Consider the following 17654-nt stretch of genomic DNA (forward strand, 5'->3'; position numbering starts at 1 on the left):
ACCCTTAGTAGATTGATTTAAACTATTTGAGAAAATCGCCTTGAAGGAGTTTATTGAAATAAAAAAAGCGGAACTCGCTCTGGAATGAGCTTGTTCCGCTTCAGGTATTAGATTTTATCGAGTCACTTTGATGGATTTAAAGTTTAATGGATTATTCACTGTATCGAATACCTTTTTATTGTTCGCTAGCTTGACGACGACTCCTGCATTCATATCTGCATCTGTGAATGTCGTCTTTTTACCAGCCAATGTGATAACGACTTCTTTACCTTCCGTAACTTCTGCCACGGTTGCACCTGCCACTTTCGTATTTGAATCTCCAATAAACAATTCAAATGCATTTTCAGGTACTGTCACATTTTCACTGAATGTTAATGTGATTTCGTTGTCAGCTGTCAATACTGCTTTTGTGACAGTTGGGGCAACGTTTTCATTGAGTGCAACTGTTCCTTCGTATTTGTTCATTGCTACGGAAGAACCTTTTGCTTTTACATTTTCAATAACGACATTACGTTCGCCAGTAAATGTATTTGAATCAGCTTTCAAGGTAAGTGTCACTTTTTTAAGCGCTCCTGCATTGACAGTCGCAGATTCTACTTCAGCGCCAGAAATTTTATAGTTGGCAGCAACTGTTGCCGTATCAGCATCTACTTCTTGATCGAAAGTGACAACAACCTCGTTGTTATCATTTGTAGATTGTTGCACACCATTAACTTTGATTTTCTCTTCTGTAGCTGGTGTTCCGTCCTCACCGCGTGTAAACGTAATTGCTTTAACGTCTGCCGCCGCTTCACCTGTTTCGCTTACTACGTCTGTGAATGCAAGGTCAAGTTGGTATGCAGCACCCTTTTCATCCGCATTACCAAGAAGAGTAGCAAGTGCTACACGAACAACTTTTTTACTATTTTCGTCTTTGTGTTCAAGTTCTGTCGCTGAAAGACCAGTAACCTCGTGAGTGACGGAATCTTTTACGTATGAACCTTTAGCGGTAACTTTGGAATCCTTTTCCGTAAGTTTAACATTTTTATCGAAAGTGATTTCTAGGTATTCTTTTTCTTTATCGACAATCACTTTTGTTGATAGAACTTTTGGTGCAACTGTATCTTTAACAAATGAAACAACTTTGCTGAACGTTGCTGTTTCACCTGAAAGGTCTGTTACAACTTTTTTATCTGCTGTTTTGATCGTTGTCAAGCCATCCAGGTCATTTGCGACTGTTACGATGTAAGTTGTCGCATCTAACTGATCCTTTTCAATTGAAGCAACAGCATTCGATGTTGATCCTACAGATACTTCAATGGCGTTCTTTGCTGGTGTCTGAATTTCTTCAGAGAATTTGATAGCGAATTTTTTCGCACCCATTTGTGTGATTTCTTTTACAGATGGTGCTACTCCATCTTTTGCACCTTTTTGGAATGTCACTTTTGCCGGGTTTGGCGTAATCAGGTTTCCAGCTATATCTTTCGCTCCGATGAACGTTGCTGTAATTGCTTGTCCAACTTCTGCAGCCGAAAGGTCATAAGTCACTTCTTGGTCGCCTGTTGCAAGATCACCTGTGATCCCCGTAACTTTTGTTCCATCAGCAAGTGTAAATTGCACGCTAGATGCAGGGATTGCTTGCATCGGCTCAGAAAAACTGACTTTAACTTTAGACGCACTAATATTCGTAGTTCCTAGAATGACAGGAGCTGTTTTGTCGGCAGCAATCGTAATTGTTGCTTCGTATTTATCAATAGCAGCACCATTTACGGACTTCAGTCCATCAACTACAACATCATAGCGTTTTGAAAGAATATTTTTAGCTGTAATTGTCAATGTTTTTCCGTCTTTGCTTAGTTCACCTTTAAGTGTTCCAGCATCTACTTTATCCAATGAGGTTAAAGAAATCGTATTCGCTTTAATGGCACCATTCGCACCTAGTACGGAATTGGCATCTACTGCTGTGCTGAATTTAACCTCAACTTGCGTTGCATTCAAAGCGTTTACTTCCGTAACAAAACGATCATCCGCTGCGAATTTGAATGTTACAGCGATTGTTTTTTCTACTTTTTCTTCGCCTTTTGTCAATGTGACAACATATTCGCCAGCTGTTTTGCCTGCTGCCGCTTTCACTGTTACGCCTTCTTCTTTCATGAGGCCGTTAACGTATGTTTGGACAGCTGCAAGTTTGTTTGCGTCTGTTGCATATTCGCCGCGTGATACAGTTACTTCGCCGTCTTTCACTTGTTTAGCCGCAGCTTCCACTGCCGCTTTGTCTTCACTCACTTCAGGTGCTTTTACAGCAGAGAAGTCTGTGTTGATTGTTTTATGAAGGAATGTTGCGAATTGGCCGCGTGTTGTTGTGTTTTTCGGGTTGAACGCTGGTGCAGCCGGGTTCGTGATGTCAAAGAAATCAAGGACATCGATTGCTGGGCGCGCTTCCTCTTTTGCTTTCGCTCGGTCAATGACGTCTTTATCGAAGTCTTGTGCTTCAACATAAGCGACCAGGTCCATGTTATGTAATTTATCAAATGCACGAACTAGGACAACCGCCATGTTTTCACGTGTAATGTTGTCAGCAGCCATTAGGCGACCGTTATTTCCATTGAATACGCCGTTGTCTTTCACAACTGCAGCATATTGTAAAAGCTCATCATTAGATGTAGCTGTCAAATCTGTAAAACGCATTTTTGTTTTATAGTCTGCCGGGATTTTATAGCCTTCAGATACAAGCCATTTCCCCATTAATTTTACGACGTCAGAACGCGTCAATGTTTTGCCTGGTTTGAACGTACCGTCTTGGTAACCGGAAATGACACCCGCATCAGATAACGCATCGATTGCCGGTTTGTGCGTGTGATCTGCTTTCACATCATTGAATTCTTTCGCACTTACGACCGGTGCTACTGCAGCCGCTACTAAAGCCGCTGAAGCAGCGCCCAAGACAAACTTTTTATACCTTGCAGATTGTTTATTAACCATTTAAAACATTTCCTCCTCATATGTAGGTAGAGATGAATTTCTTAATCTAAGAACCTTCATTTCTAACTGGTAAGTGATTGCTGGCACTATATATGTACCTTTAGTTGTTGCTCACTCATCCTAACATATTAGATTTACTCTATCAGCATCCAATTTCTGGTCTTTTTCCTTTTACTAGAATAATAGAACAAAAAATAAGGCTATCCAATGATCCATCATGCCTGAATCATTGAATAGCCTTTGTTCAACCTTCATTTCTACTCCATTGCCAACCACGCTCGACGATGTATTCAAGCGGCGACCGGGATGCCATGACGAAACGGCATTGTGGGAATTCTGTTTCCCCGATTTCTTCGAGCTTGCCTCTGATTCTTCCAGAATGCATGACCGCCCCTCCATTTAAGTAGACAACGCATTCCGTTTCCTCCAAATTGCTCTTTCGTATTACCGAAGCGACTAATAGCGCCAATTCCTCTGCCGCTTGCTCTAAAATCCGAATGGCCACCCGGTCGCCCTGTTGCGCACAACGATCCACGACAATAGATAATCGTGCTACCCGGTCTACGGAATAAGCCGATCCGTATAACCAATCCGCCAATTCCTCAATCGTTTCAATTGATAGCTCTTCCAATACGCTTCTATATAATGAAGTAACAGCTCCCCGACCATCCTCCATCCGAAATATTGCACGCAACGCTTCACGCCCTATCCAGTAGCCGCTTCCTTCATCTCCCGCGCGATGCCCCCAGCCACCCGAGCGGTTGATATCGCCTTTGCCGTCATGCGCAAAAGCGATGGAACCCGTTCCTGAAATAAGCGAGACACCCGGTTGACAGCCGGTTGCACCTAGCATGGCCGCTTGAGCATCATTTTCGACGATCAGCTTCGCCACCTGTAAACCGGCTACCAAGCAAGCCTCTTCAACGATCGTTTGAACGACAGTCCGGTCTCGTTCCGAATCAATTCCTGCGAGTGCGAAAACAGCGATGTCCACTTGCGCCGTCGGCAAAGCCGACTTCACCTCTGTCAATAAATGAACCAGAACAGCCAGCACTTGATCCGCTCCCGACGTCTGGTAATTGGAGCTTTCGCCTAGCTTATCCAACAATACCGTTCCGTCACGTTTTCGAAGCGTCAAAGCTGTTTTGGTCGCTCCCCCATCAACAGCAAGGATGATCTCTTCCATCATGCATCACTCCAGTTCGCTTTGAATGTTTCCAACTGGATTTCTGCATCGATAATCGCACGTTCCTTTTCATTCAACCATTGCATCGCCTCTTTTGCGACTTCTTTTGATCGTTCAATAGAAGCTTTCATCGTTTCAGCAGCGGGACCGCCGTAAATCGTCCGGATCGAAACGAAATGTTGCGGTCGCAATGCAGTTTGAAAATCGAGGGCGGAAATCGTAAGATCTCTTTTCAAAATAAGACGCGCCTGGTCGTTTGCCAAACGCCACGTCAGGCTAGACAATGAGTCCTCCCCCGCCGCAGCCAATGCTTTGACACAATTGCTGACAATCTGATGCGATTGACGGAATGAAATCCCTTCTGAACGGACGAGCGTATCCGCCAATTCCGTCACATTAGCAAAGCTTCCTTCCGCCCGTTTGAGCAACTGATCCTTGTTGACATCCATCGTCAACACGACACTTCCGAACAATTGGTAAATACCGATGAGGCGATCGATCGCTTTCCATAAATAGGGCTGCAAATCATCTTCCGTGTCCACAATATCGCCGAACGGTGTATTATGGATCATTGTCAATACCGTATTCGTATCACCGACGACCGAGGAAAGCAAAGAACGCATATGCTCGATTGACACCGGGTTGCGCTTTTGAGGCATGATGGAGCTGATTTGAACATAGGGATTCGCCAAGGTGAATACATTGAACTCCTGCGTCGCCCATGTCAGAAAGTCTTGTACCGTGCGTCCCAAGTTCAAAGCGGACAATTGAACAGCACTTGCCGACTCTGTAATATAATCGGCCGACGCAACGGCATCCCAAGAATTTTCGATAATATCATCAAACGCCAGTAGATCCCGCATGCGCTCTCGATTGATCGCAAAGCCTGTGGTTGTCAGCGCAGCGGCACCCATACTACTGCGGTTCACCGTACCATAAGCCGATTGGGCTCTTTTAAAATCCCTGCCAAGTTGATCGATGACCGCCTTCAAATAATGAGCAAGCGTCGTCGGTTGCGCTTGCTGCGTATGCGTATAGCCAATCATCACCGTATCGAGATGCGCTTCGCAAAAAACGAGCAGTGCATCTTTCAGCGCCAGCATTTCACTCATCAGCTCAAGCAGTTTCTTCCGCAGCGTCATTCGGTAAATGGCGATTCCCATATCATTCCGGCTCCGGGCGATATGCAAATTTCCTGCCACTTCACCCGCGTCTTCAATCAAATCATGTTCAATCCTGAAAAACAGATCCTCGAAGAGTGGATTATAATGATCCGTACTATAATAATCCACATCGAGGGCATGAACTGCTTTGCCGATTGTCGCGGCTTCTTCTGGACTGACAATCCCTTGCTCTTCCAACATCTTCAAATGAGCGGCATGGATTTGGATCATGGAATGCAAGAAATACTTTTTCGCTTCGTCGTAAGCGGGCTGTAAAACCATTCGCCTATACGTTTTTGAGGGGAACTCCTCCCCTTCGACTTCATTGATCCGATCTTTGAAATTGCGAATCATGATGTTAACCTTCCTTCCAACAAATTTCCTTTCTTAGATTGCCGAGCCTGCGCTGCCTTTGGACAGTTTCTCAGAAATCGTCAATACAATTAATATTAAAATAATTTGCAAGACGCCATATGCACAAGCCGTACCAAATTTGAATGCGTACATCTTCTGGAAGATCGCCACGGATAACGGCATCGTCGATGTACTATAAATGAGAATAGATGCAACAAACTCACCGATGCTTTGAACAAATGCCAACAATGTCCCAGCTAATATACCTGTCATCGTCAATGGTAAGACGATACGGCGGAATGTCATCCACCAACTTGCTCCCAAACTGCGCGAAGCCTCTTCAATCGATTGATCCATCTGCATTAATGACGCGGATGTCGACCGAAAGACAAGTGGCAAATGGCGGATGAAGTATGCCAGCGGTAAAATCCAGAACGTCCCGATGAGCACTTGATTGAATGCGAAAATATTTTCTTCGCTAAATGCTGCAATCAAATTCACCGCAACGACCGTTCCAGGAAGCGCCCAAGGAACCATGATCAAAATATCAAGCAACGTCTTCCCTTTAAAGTTCAATCGTACCATCGCATAGGCTGCCGCGACACCGAACAGGATATTCCCGACAGTCGCGACAAAGCCCATTTGCAACGAGTTCCAAATCGGTCGCCATGTCCGTTCGTCCGTAAACAAGGCAATATAATGATCAAATGTATATTGAGGTGGCAGCACTTGGATCGTCCAAGTACCATCCACCGAAAATGAAATGAGGATGAGCGTCAAAATCGGTAACAATAAGATGATGACACCGATCACCGACAGAATGATGGACACCATTCTCATCACTTTCGACTTCACTTCCGAGCGATGGACACCGATCCCTTTACTTAAGTTCTGGTAGTTCCGCCGATTCTGATACCAACGCATGGTGATCAAAAACGTTATGGAAACGAACGAAAGAATCGTCGATTGTGTCGCAGCCATATCCAGATTGCCATTGGTTCGTGACAAATAGATTTGCATGGTCATCGTTCGTTCCACGCCAAAAATGAGTGGTGCTGTATACGACGCCATGGAAATCATGAAGACGAGGAGCGCCGCCGCTACAATCGAAGGGGTCAGCATCGGCAAGATGATTTTCCGCCAAATGCGGATCCGGCTTGCTCCAAGATTGGTCGCCGCTTCTTCTAGTGACGGATCCAGCCCCTTGATCGCGGCCGACGCGGTCAAATAAAAGTACGTATACATCGTGAACGTATGGACAACAATGACGCCCCATACCCCTTTCAACGAAAATGGCGCCTGTTGCAAATTGAATAAATGCTGGAGTCCACGTGGTATGATGCCGCTTTCTCCATATAGAAAAGTGAACGACAGCACACCGACTAGCGGCGGCAACGCCATCGGTACAAGGACGAGGACAGATAAAATCCGGCGTCCCGGAAAATCATAACGTTCTAACAGAAAAGCCATCGTCACGCCGACAATCGCACAGGTAATAACACTGATAACTGATATATAGACACTCGTCCAGAGCGCTTCTAAGTTCGCAGTACTTTCCAAACTGAAAAAACGTTTGTAATTAGCGAGCCCTGTCTCGCTGCCGAAACTTTGAAGAAACGTCTGGTAAAACGGATAGATGACATACGCAAACAGAATAAGGAACAAAGGTGAGATAAGTACATATATAAAGGAAGGGGATCTTGTCAGCCGGGCCCACCTGCTATCCTGTCTCGGTTGGATCGTCCGTTTTTTCATCACATCGCCCCCTATTCCCCTAAAAAGTACAGGCTTGGCGACGGGATATTCAGCTGAATGGAATCCCCGATTGCCAACAGCTCCCCGCCTGTATTGATGATCATCACTTTCAATGTGATTCCCGGTATGTCAACGATATAATTGACACTCAGACCGGTGAATTCCACAAATGTAATGGTCCCGGTCAGCACATTCTCCCCTTCTCCTTGATGGATCACTTCAGGGCGGATCGAGACGTGAACAGTCTCTCCCACCCGCATCGGTGCAAGTGGAGAACTGTTCGCCAGTTGTCCCTTCAGTGAGATACCATGCCCATTTTCTACAATGACCTGTTCTCTATCCACTGATTTGATCTTCATTTCTATCATATTCGACTCCCCGATAAACGTTGAGACAAAACGGTTCATCGGCCGGTTGTAAATTTGCTGCGGCGTGCCGATCTGTTGGATATACCCGTCTTCCATCACCATAATGCGATCTGACATCGCCATCGCTTCCGTCTGATCATGTGTTACATAAACGGTCGTCACTCCAAGTTCCGCTTGCAACCGTTTGATTTCAATCCGCGTTTCTTCACGCAACTTGGCATCTAGATTCGACAACGGTTCATCCAACAGCAAGATATCCGGTTCGATGACAAGCGCACGAGCCAAGGCAACACGCTGTTGCTGGCCGCCGGAAAGTTCATTGATCTTCCGTTCGCCATACTGGCCAAGCCGTACAAGTCCCCGTACTTTATCGACTTTTTGCTTAATCTCTGCTTTGGTAAACTTCCGCACTTCCAAGCCGAATGCGATGTTTTCATTGACCGTCATATGCGGGAACAGCGCGTAGTTTTGGAACACCATACCGATGTCCCTTTTATTAGGCTGCAAAGTCGTCACATCCCGTTCATCGAAAAAAATCTTCCCCTCCGTCGGATAATAGAACCCTGCAATCATCCGGAGTGTCGTCGTCTTGCCGCAACCGCTCGGTCCGAGAAATGTAAAAAATTCACCGGGTTGAATATCAATATTCAAATCTTTCACACCATGCATATTTCCAAACATTTTCGTGATGTCTTTCAAACGAACACCTTTCATCCCGCTCCTCCTCCTGCCTCTATATAAAGGAAAAACCCCGAGGTCGATGTCCCGAGGTCACACTTGTTGAATCTTCACTTCCCTTTGCCCTTAATGTTCGAATCCCAATGCTCCATCCATTCCGCTTCTTTGTCCGCCATCTTTTCCCAATCGATATCGAGCGCCTTCAAATCGAGCTCCTGATACCAATCCGGCATATCTTCTCTCGCAATATCCGAACGTGTCGGAATCTGATACAACTCTTCCGCCAGCTCCGCACGTACTTCCGGATCGAAAAGGAACTCATAGAATAATTTTGCGTTCTCTTCATTTTTAGCATTGTTGACAATACCAACCGCATCAACCAGAATTGGTGCACCGCTCTTCGGATAAATATAGTCAAATGGTTGGTTATTCAACTTGCTTTGCAGCAAAATATCTTGCAAGTTCCATAATGAAACGGTCCCTTCCTGACGAACTAATTTTAAATAAAGGTTCGTCGGGTCTTGCGCATAGTCTTTGGTGTTTTTATCCAAACCTTTCAGCCATTCATATCCTTTTTCAGGCGTATCCGCACCTTGACGATAAATCATCGAGGAGTAAATGGTGCGCATCGTCCCGGAAGCTAGCACTCCGCGGATGACGATTTTGTCCTCCCATTCCGGCTTCAAAAGATCATCCCAATCTTGCGGACCTGTTTCCTTGGTCAATACATCACTGTTGATCATAATGACTTCTGGCAACAACATCTCCCCGTACCATCTGCCTTCAGGATCTTTATATGCGTCAGCAACCGCATTATCAAACGATGGTTTGAACGGCAACAGAAGGTCTTCATCCGCCGCCACCATCATCGCCGATTGTGTACCTCCCCACCAGAAATCCGCTTGCGGGTTCGCTTTCTCACCACGGACACGTTCAAGGATCTGTTGGGCCCCCATTGTCAAATGCTCGACTTGTACATCCGGGTATTTTTCATTGAACATCCCGACAACCTTTTCAACTACGCTTTCATCGCGACCTGTATAAATAACGAGCTTACCGGAAGCTTCATTTTCAATCGTTGCATTGTCATCCGATGTTGTATTTTCCTCTGGCTTGGTGTTATCGTCCGTTTTCGTTCCACTTTCCCCTTTGTCCGTATTGCATGCTGCCGCAAGCAAAAGCAAGAAAACGAGCCAGACACTAAAAAACCCTTTCCTCTTCAAATCAACGCCCCCCTTTTTCTTTGTATAGATTGTTGCATGATGCCATACCCCAATGACTCTTTTCGTCTACTCTACCACTTTATGTTTTATGATCTAGAAGATTACTTTAGGGCGACTTAAATAGTCCTAACAGTCAAATAAATACCCCATAGCCAATCAGCCGCAAACCTCCAAATTCCACTCCCATGAACGAAAGCGCAGGTCGTTTCCTGAAAATTGACAAAATCCCCTCAAGTCACCGTGGACTTAAAGGGATTTGCATCTGGTTGCTTCCATTTTCTTCTTGCAAAAAGATTTGCTACGATTGCGCCTATCGTTAAATTGACGACCATATTCGCAACAGCCGGAACGGCAGCAAGCGAACTGACGTGTTCCATCGCCAATGTCGCCGCGAGCGCTGTATTACAAATTCCAGTGTGGAACAAAATTGCCCGTGCATTCTCTTCCGGCACTTTCATTGATTTGGCTATGATATAGCCTGCAACCATTGGAATGGTCACTTGGAAAAAGACCGCCAAGAAAATCTTCGGCAGAACCGATAAGTTGTCCTGTAAGGATGGCTGCGCATTGGAAATGACTGATAAGACGACGATAAATAATGCAAGTTGGGAGAGTACAGCCGTGTAAGGTTTCACAACTTCTATACGCTTGGCCCATTTCCATTGCAACAGTAACCCTGTAAGAAGTGGGATGAAAACAATATAAATGATATTGATAAATAATGGCCAAAAAGCGATAGGGATCAGCTTCCCCGCAAACACTTGGACAAGCGTCGGTGTCAGCACCGGCGAGATGAACGTATCCATCGTTGCCATCGTAATGCTCAACGCCGCTTCACCACCCGCGATAAATGTATAAATATTGGCGGATGTCCCGCTCGGAACCGTCCCTGCTAAAATGAGGCCGGTAGCGATTTCCGCATTCTCTTGAAAAAACAAATAAGCAATCGCGATTGTGACAGTCACCATAATGCTCCATTTTAAGAACACGCCTAGTAATGCATGCTTAGGATTTCGAATGACTGCAAATAGTTTTTCCGCCGAAAGCGACATCCCCATCAATAAGAAAATCATCCCTAATCCCGCTCCGGTCCAACTGCGAATCGGAATAAACACATTAGGAAAAAAATACGCGATAAACGATAGTAGGACAATCCAAACGGGTAAGTATTTCGAAATTAAAGTTGTGATTGCCTGAATCACCTTCATCTACATGCCTCCAAACAACAAAATTGATAAAACATTTCGACAAAATTCGCATTATTCGGAACTGTGGATAACTTTACTCACATTATACCGCAGAAATACCACAGTTTGTCCACCTTGCAAACAACTTAACCACAGGATATCCACCAATGGTTGTGGATAAGAGAACGGTTGTTCTTACTTAGGATTTTTGTTAGATTAGAAGTACACCAGTTGTAACCAATTAGTTTATTCATCCATGGGTTCAAATAACACACTTTTGGCAAATAAATTATGGAGGTGACCCGAGGCATGCGAAAACTACCGGATGATTTGTTAATTGAGTGCTATTTCAAAGCAAAGGCTTTAAAACTGAATCCTTATTTCATCTACCTTCTAGAACTGGAAATCCGTTCACGCTCTTTACTCACCAAGATCAAACTTCCTGTTTAACTACCAATCTATTAAAAGTCTGTTTTCCTTTTTAAATACATCTTGCTATTTTACCAACTTTGTCTAATGATAGAGAGACAACCGAGAATAAAGGGGTCCATTGACAATTGAAAAAAATGATTTTAGTTCTTCTTATTTTCACACTAGCTTTTCCAATTTCCACTCACGCTTCCAGTGTGAAATTAGTTAAAATAACAGAAACAACACCCGTCTTTGACGATACGCAAAAGGTGGCAGTCTTCCAGAAAGGGACTTCTCATACAGTCATTAAAGAATCGGATCGCTTTTACCATACCATTATGGGAAATGATGAAGTGAAGTTTTCAAAACAGCGGGCAAGAGTGATCCAAAACAATCCCGGCAACTGGAAAGGTGCACATCCCGTCCGCGCGACCACTTCAACGCATGTCAATATTATGGATCGACCTTCCGTAAAAGCCACTGTGCTCGGTTCGATCCAACCGAAGATGACCATTTATGTCCAACGATTGAAAGGTGTCTACTATCCAATCCTCGTTGGCGGACAAACAGGCTATATCCATAAAGATCAATTGAAAATCGAATCAGGAATCCCTGTTTTGATGTATCACGATATTGTGACAAGCAAATCCGATCAAAACACTTCCACGCTAGAAATCCAGAAATTTAGGGAACAGATGAATTACTTGAAGAAAAACGGTTGGACAACCATTACGCCGCATCAATTGGAGGCGTGGGTGACTAAACAGATCGCATTGCCGAAAAAGTCCGTTCTCATCACATTCGATGACGGCTATGCATCGACCATCGATTTAGCTTATCCTATTCTGAAGCAACATGGTTTTCAAGCGACTTCTTTTTTGATTACAAGCCGTATCAACCGGCCCGGCATGGTTTCTGATCAAGACATCGCCCGAACGCAGGATGTCTATTCTTATCAAAACCATACACATGTATTCCATATGTTTAACAACTTAACAAACTTAAGCCTTCTTCAATACGAATCGGAATACGCCATTTTGGAGGACCTCCAACAAGCAAACGGAATCATTGAAGATATCCTAGGTCCTGACTATACTGTCACCGCTCATGCCTATCCATATGGGAAGCGAAGCCCACAAGCCATCCGGGCACTGCTGTCCGCAGGTATCACTAGTGCCTATACGATCGATGAAGGAAATGTTTTCCAAGGTGATTCTATCTTTGAATTGAAAAGGCAGCGTGTCCATTCCAATATGACGTTGAAAGATTTTGCAAATCGGTTGGAAGGAAAATAACTCGGTCAAGTCCTCTCCTTAGCGCGGAGAGGACTTTTTTTGTGGGACCTTCTGTTATTTCAGTGATCAATACCAGCAGTAGAGTGATCATAAACTATTTCTTGCGATCATTCCTCATGGCAAGTGATCATTCTACATTTCTAGCGATCATTACTCGACGACAAGTGATCATTCCACATTCCTAGCGATCATTGCACACATACCAGCAATTCATAACATTGACGGATATCAGAATCTTCCTTATAATAATCCGAATGAACATCGTAGAATGGAGTTTGGTAGAATGAAGGATTTTTTCAGTAAATTATTGACGGGAATGAGTATCGGTATCGTTGTCGCACTTATCCCAAATGCGTTATTAGGGGAAATTTTAAAATTACTAATTCCGCACTTCCCCGCCTTACAACATGTGTTTGATATCACTGTTTTTGTCATGAGTTTATTACCTGTCATGATTGGAGTCATGGTGGGAGTTAACTTTAAATTATCACCCATTCAAACGGCAAGTGTCGGCATTGCGTCGATAGTCGGAAGTGGTGCTGTTGTAAAAACGGCTGATGGATTATTTGCCCTGAGCGGGATTGGAATTGTCATCAACACCGGACTGACAGCCGCATTGACCGTCTTATTCGTTCAATTTATCGGCAATCGCTTCAAAACTTACTCCATTCTGTTGATGCCCACATTAAGTATTTTACTACCTGGGATGGTCGGCTATCTGCTCCTCCCATTTGTCAGGGAGTCAACAGGCTTACTCGGCACTGCCATTGAGCACATCACCACATTGCAACCTGTTGTGATGGGCGCAGCCATTGCCGTCATTTTCGTCCTCATCATGCTATCTCCGATTTCGACAGTAGGTGTAGCTACGGTCATCATGCTTTCGGGTATCGGATCAGGAGCTGCCAACCTTGGCCTTGTTGCTACCGGTGTCGGATTTGCGATTGCCAGCTACAAGGCAAACAACTTGGGAACAGCCCTTGCTCACGTGATCGGTTCGCCTAAGATCCAGATGAGAAACTTCTTCATGAAACCGAAAATCGCCTTTCCAATGCTTATTACAGCAGCAATTCTTGGTGCGTTGGCTGGGGTCTTAAATATCCAAGGTACGCCATATAGCGCAGGATTTGGTTTGTCTGGTCTTGTTGGACCGTTGAATTACATCAACCTAGCTGAAGGCGGTTGGACACCGCAAAACATTGCAATTATGCTAAGTACTTTCTTCATATTACCAATCATTTTAAATCTTGGTCTGATCTATATCTTTTCTAGAAAACTGAAAATGATCAAAGCGGAAGATTACAAATTGGATTTCGACTAAGCTTGTACAACGCAAAATCCCTGATGATTCAACTCATCAGGGATTTCATTTTTATCCATTACATGAATGTTTCTCCATTGTCATGGTTGAACTGCCATTCAATGCCAAACCGATCCTTCAAGCTGCCGTAGCATTTGGTCCAGAAAGTTTCTTGTAACTCCATTTTGACAGTACCGCCTTCTGCCAATTTCGCGAATACCGTTTTTACTTTCTCCAAATCCTGACTGACAAAAGCGAGGCTAATGTTGTTCCCTTCAATGAAAGGCATGCCCGGAAATACATCAGAAAACATGACATTGCTTCCTTCAATATTGAGTCGCGTGTGCATGACCAAGTTCTTCGCTTCCTCTGGCATCACGAATTCCGGGCTAGGCGGCGTCTCCCCGAAAGTCATCATTTGCGGTTTCTCCGTCCCAAAAACTTCTGCATAAAACTCTACTGCTTCGCGGCAATTGCCATTAAAATTCAGATACACGTCTACAGCCATCTGCTTTACACCTCCACATTGCATTCTTTTCTATTATTGTATCATTTCATCTTCTTTAATCATCGTACCAAACTATTTCACGCTGACATCCAAATAAATCCCTTGCTTCATGGCATGCTGGTTCTTCCCTTTCCATAAAGGATGGACGATCAACATATACTTCTTCCCCTTCAGTAAAGGCTGTTTTGGGATGACAGTGATGGTTTGATCATTTTTGACATCAATGGTTACAGATTGTTCAACTCCACCCAACTCAATCAATTGAACGGCGGATGCATCGATGTTTTTCCAGTCCATGGACGTATTCATTTCCACCGTGAATGTTTTTGTGGTCGGAACGTTTACAAGGCTTGGATGCTGTTTGTAACCCTCCAGCTTTGCCAGCAAATGACTACGATGAGATTGCTCCAGTTCTTCCCCTATTTTCGTGACGTTATCCGGTTTCACACCGGTTTTATCAATCGACTGACCTCCAGGTGAATAAAAACGGGCAGTCGTCAACTTCAATACACTGCCATCTGTAAAGCTGAACATCGACTGCATTGTTCCTTTTCCATAGCTTGTCTGTCCGTATAAAGTGGCCGCTTTTTGTTCCTTAACTGCCGCCGCAACCATTTCCGACGCGCTCGCACTATAGGCATTCACCAATAGATGGACGGGCTTCTGGAATTGATTCAAATACGACTCTGACTTATATACGATAGGCGCTTCGTTCTTTTCTCTCAGTTGAAATGCATTTTTCGCCCTTGGAAAGAATCCCGTAATCTCCTGAGCTGCTGTGATAAAACCGCCGCCATTATCTCGCAGATCCAGTATCCAGCCATCCGCCCCAGCGAGTGAAATCATGGCATCATTCACTTCTTTTGCGGATTCCGTTGAAAAACTGTTCAGACGAATGTAACCAATATCGCCGCCAAGCATAGCAAATTCCACATTCGGCAATGAAATCGCTTGTCGCTTCAACTGTTTTGTCAACACTTCTCTGCTTGCTGGACGTTCAATCGTCAGCGTGACCGTTGTATTTTCCTCTCCGGTAATGAGCGTGACGGCTGTCTGTACCGCTTTGCCGACAACGCTTTTCCCATCGACTTTCGTAATAATGTCTCCCGCTTGAATCCCAGCCTGATCTGCCGGGCCATTCGGAATGACAGATGTCACTTTGACCCCTTTTCCATCCTCCTCCAACACGACGCCAATCCCGACAATGCGCTGTTCGATACTGTTGATGAATTGCTCATATTCCTTCGCAGTCATATAGACAGAATAGGGATCCAGATGATTCGTAATATCTGTGATGGATCCCTTAGACAACACGGATTCGGGAATATCATCGACATAATAATCACGGACCAGCTCCCGGATATCGTCGATCGGTTGAGCAGATGCGGACGATACTTGGAAAAATAAGACAGATAATAATGTGACCAATAGGATTTTAACATTTGTCCTCACAATGGCAATTCCCCTCTCTTTACAACCTTCTTTCATTATAGCGTTATAGTTCTGAGATTGACTAGATTAATAGAAAATAATGACAAAGCAAAAAATCCCCTCATCCTATGCATACAAGATGGGGAGATCGCGTTACTCGTATAAATCAATCGCGCCTCGGCATGATTACGTCCAAATTTTGAATTGCGAATCGAACAGCGAAGGGTTCGATTTGCCGTATTTCTGCGTTTTTTTGCAGAAATTAAGGCACTTTTGGACGCGGCGACCTTAACCTGAGTTCTTCCAATCAGCAAATCTTTTTGTACTGAAAGCGAGGCGTCAGCTACAGGGAGTTTGAACTCCCTCTGATTGAAGTGCTTTCTGGCATTCATCCCGCCACTTATGGATGTGGGGGACTTCTACTGAATCAAGTTAAAGCGCGGGAAGCTTAAGCCTTTTCGATCACCACCGCAATTCCTTGCCCGCCGCCGATACAGAGGCTCGCCACCGCATATTTTCCATTGCGGCGCTTCAATTCATAAGCTGCCGACAATAAAATCCGTGCTCCACTGGCACCAACCGGATGGCCAAGCGCAATCGCACCGCCATTAACATTTGTTTTCGAGCGATCCAATTCCAGCTCTTTTTCGACCGCTAAGTACTGGGCCGCAAACGCTTCATTCACCTCAATCAAGTCAATATCCGCAAGCGTGAGCTTCGCCTTTTCCAATGCTTGTTTAATGGCAGGCACCGGACCAATCCCCATAATCGTCGGATCCACCCCCGCTACGCCCCACGAAACGATGCGCGCTATCGGTTTCAATCCATGTTTATGAACGGCTTTTTCACCTGCGACCACAACTGACGCGGCTCCATCGTTAATGCCCGATGCATTTCCCGCCGTCACGCTCCCTTCCTTTTTAAAGGCAGGTCGAAGCTTAGCCATCACTTCCGCATTGACATCCGGTTTAATATGTTCATCTTTGTCGACAAGCACGGAACCTTTCCGTGTTTTCACTTCCACAGCGACGATCTCTTCTGCGAATACACCACTTTCCGCCGCGGCTGCCGCCCGTTGATTGGATTCGATAGCAAAGGCATCTTGTTCTTCACGTGAAATCGCATATTGGTCCACTAATTTTTCAGCTGTCATCCCCATGCCGCTCCCGGTATACTCGTCTGTCAATGTCGCAGACAACATATCTTCAAACTGCAAATTACCCAATTTCGAGCCGCCAAATCGCTGTTCAAAATTGGCATACGGCGCTTGCGACATATTTTCCGCACCACCTGCTAAGACGATATCCGCTTCGCCCAGGACAATATGTTGTGCGGCTGTTACAACGGATTGCATGCCGGATCCGCAAAGCCGGTTCAATGTCAACGCAGGCACTTCTTGCGGAATGCCTGCTTTCAATCCGATATGTCGTGCTAGATAAGCCGCATTCGTCCCCGTATGAATGACATTGCCATAAATGACATGATCCACTTGTTCCGGTTGCACATTCGAACGCTTTAATGCTTCGACCGCCGTGACCGTACCCAATTTCATCGCATCCACCTTGGCGAATGATCCCCCAAATGCAGTAAAAGCTGTTCTTGCCCCATCTATAATGTATACGTTTGACATTCAGTCATTTCCCCTTTCCAATCTATTGCGGCCGGTTCATCATAATATAACCGATTGGACCTTGAACTTCGATTTTCACTAACTCTTCCATTTCCACTAGATTTCCCAAGAATCTTCCCCCTCATCGATTGCAAACCGTGCATCCAGTTCAGCTTATTCTTCTATATTATTTAATAATTCTAGTAACTATAATCAAATCCTTCT

General features: G+C 44.8%; 13 protein-coding genes. 3 read left to right on the forward strand and 10 right to left on the reverse strand.

Annotated features, from left to right (window positions below; translation table 11 throughout):
- Positions 1-114: 114 nt before the first annotated feature.
- The 7 genes from MHZ95_RS14755 to MHZ95_RS14785 all read right to left on the reverse strand — a co-directional run bounded on the left by MHZ95_RS14755 (position 115) and on the right by MHZ95_RS14785 (position 10896).
- A complete protein-coding gene (locus MHZ95_RS14755) occupies positions 115-2961 on the reverse strand; it encodes an S-layer homology domain-containing protein (RefSeq protein WP_239391551.1) in 2847 nt (948 codons plus the stop codon).
- Between the two features lie 244 nt (positions 2962-3205).
- Entirely contained in the window at positions 3206-4147 is a 942-nt protein-coding gene (locus tag MHZ95_RS14760) for a BadF/BadG/BcrA/BcrD ATPase family protein (protein WP_239391552.1), read from the reverse strand.
- A complete protein-coding gene (gene argH / locus MHZ95_RS14765) occupies positions 4147-5664 on the reverse strand; it encodes an argininosuccinate lyase (RefSeq protein WP_239391553.1) in 1518 nt (505 codons plus the stop codon). Before argH ends, MHZ95_RS14760 begins: the two co-directional genes overlap by 1 nt.
- 33 nt (positions 5665-5697) lie before the next feature.
- Positions 5698-7419, reverse strand: a complete 1722-nt coding sequence (locus MHZ95_RS14770) for an ABC transporter permease (protein ID WP_239391554.1) — start codon at positions 7417-7419, stop codon at positions 5698-5700.
- Between the two features lie 11 nt (positions 7420-7430).
- Positions 7431-8501, reverse strand: coding sequence for an ABC transporter ATP-binding protein (locus MHZ95_RS14775; protein ID WP_239391555.1), 1071 nt, complete (start codon positions 8499-8501; stop codon positions 7431-7433).
- A gap of 74 nt (positions 8502-8575) precedes the next feature.
- Entirely contained in the window at positions 8576-9688 is a 1113-nt protein-coding gene (locus MHZ95_RS14780; protein WP_239391556.1) for an extracellular solute-binding protein, read from the reverse strand.
- A gap of 230 nt (positions 9689-9918) precedes the next feature.
- Positions 9919-10896 (reverse strand): bile acid:sodium symporter family protein, encoded by a 978-nt coding sequence (locus MHZ95_RS14785; protein WP_239391557.1) that lies wholly within the window; start codon positions 10894-10896, stop codon positions 9919-9921.
- Between the two features lie 288 nt (positions 10897-11184).
- On the opposite strand from MHZ95_RS14785, the gene sda reads away from it, so the two are divergent.
- The 3 genes from sda (at position 11185) to MHZ95_RS14800 (ending at position 13902) form a co-directional block, all read left to right on the forward strand.
- On the forward strand, positions 11185-11325 hold the full coding sequence (gene sda / locus MHZ95_RS14790) for a sporulation histidine kinase inhibitor Sda (protein ID WP_239391558.1): 141 nt from the start codon (positions 11185-11187) through the stop codon (positions 11323-11325).
- Positions 11326-11441: 116 nt separating this feature from the next.
- Positions 11442-12581: a polysaccharide deacetylase family protein gene (locus MHZ95_RS14795; protein ID WP_239391647.1), complete on the forward strand. Its 1140-nt coding sequence runs from the start codon at positions 11442-11444 to the stop codon at positions 12579-12581.
- Positions 12582-12864: 283 nt separating this feature from the next.
- On the forward strand, positions 12865-13902 hold the full coding sequence (locus tag MHZ95_RS14800; RefSeq protein WP_239391559.1) for a PTS sugar transporter subunit IIC: 1038 nt from the start codon (positions 12865-12867) through the stop codon (positions 13900-13902).
- 58 nt (positions 13903-13960) lie between these two features.
- Here the strand turns inward: MHZ95_RS14800 and MHZ95_RS14805 are convergent, their stop codons facing one another.
- The 3 genes from MHZ95_RS14805 to MHZ95_RS14815 form a co-directional block, all read right to left on the reverse strand.
- Positions 13961-14389 carry a VOC family protein gene (locus tag MHZ95_RS14805; RefSeq protein WP_239391560.1) on the reverse strand — a complete coding sequence of 143 codons (429 nt, stop codon included), beginning with the start codon at positions 14387-14389 and terminating at the stop codon, positions 13961-13963.
- A 72-nt stretch (positions 14390-14461) separates the two neighbouring features.
- Positions 14462-15841 carry a S41 family peptidase gene (locus MHZ95_RS14810; RefSeq protein ID WP_239391561.1) on the reverse strand — a complete coding sequence of 460 codons (1380 nt, stop codon included), beginning with the start codon at positions 15839-15841 and terminating at the stop codon, positions 14462-14464.
- A gap of 427 nt (positions 15842-16268) precedes the next feature.
- The gene (locus MHZ95_RS14815) at positions 16269-17450 is read right to left on the reverse strand and encodes an acetyl-CoA C-acetyltransferase (RefSeq protein WP_239391562.1); all 1182 of its coding nucleotides are present in this window, start codon (positions 17448-17450) and stop codon (positions 16269-16271) included.
- Positions 17451-17654: the final 204 nt, after the last annotated feature.

This window comes from Sporosarcina sp. ACRSM, from assembly GCF_022346545.1.
In the GTDB taxonomy this organism is placed as follows: domain Bacteria; phylum Bacillota; class Bacilli; order Bacillales_A; family Planococcaceae; genus Sporosarcina.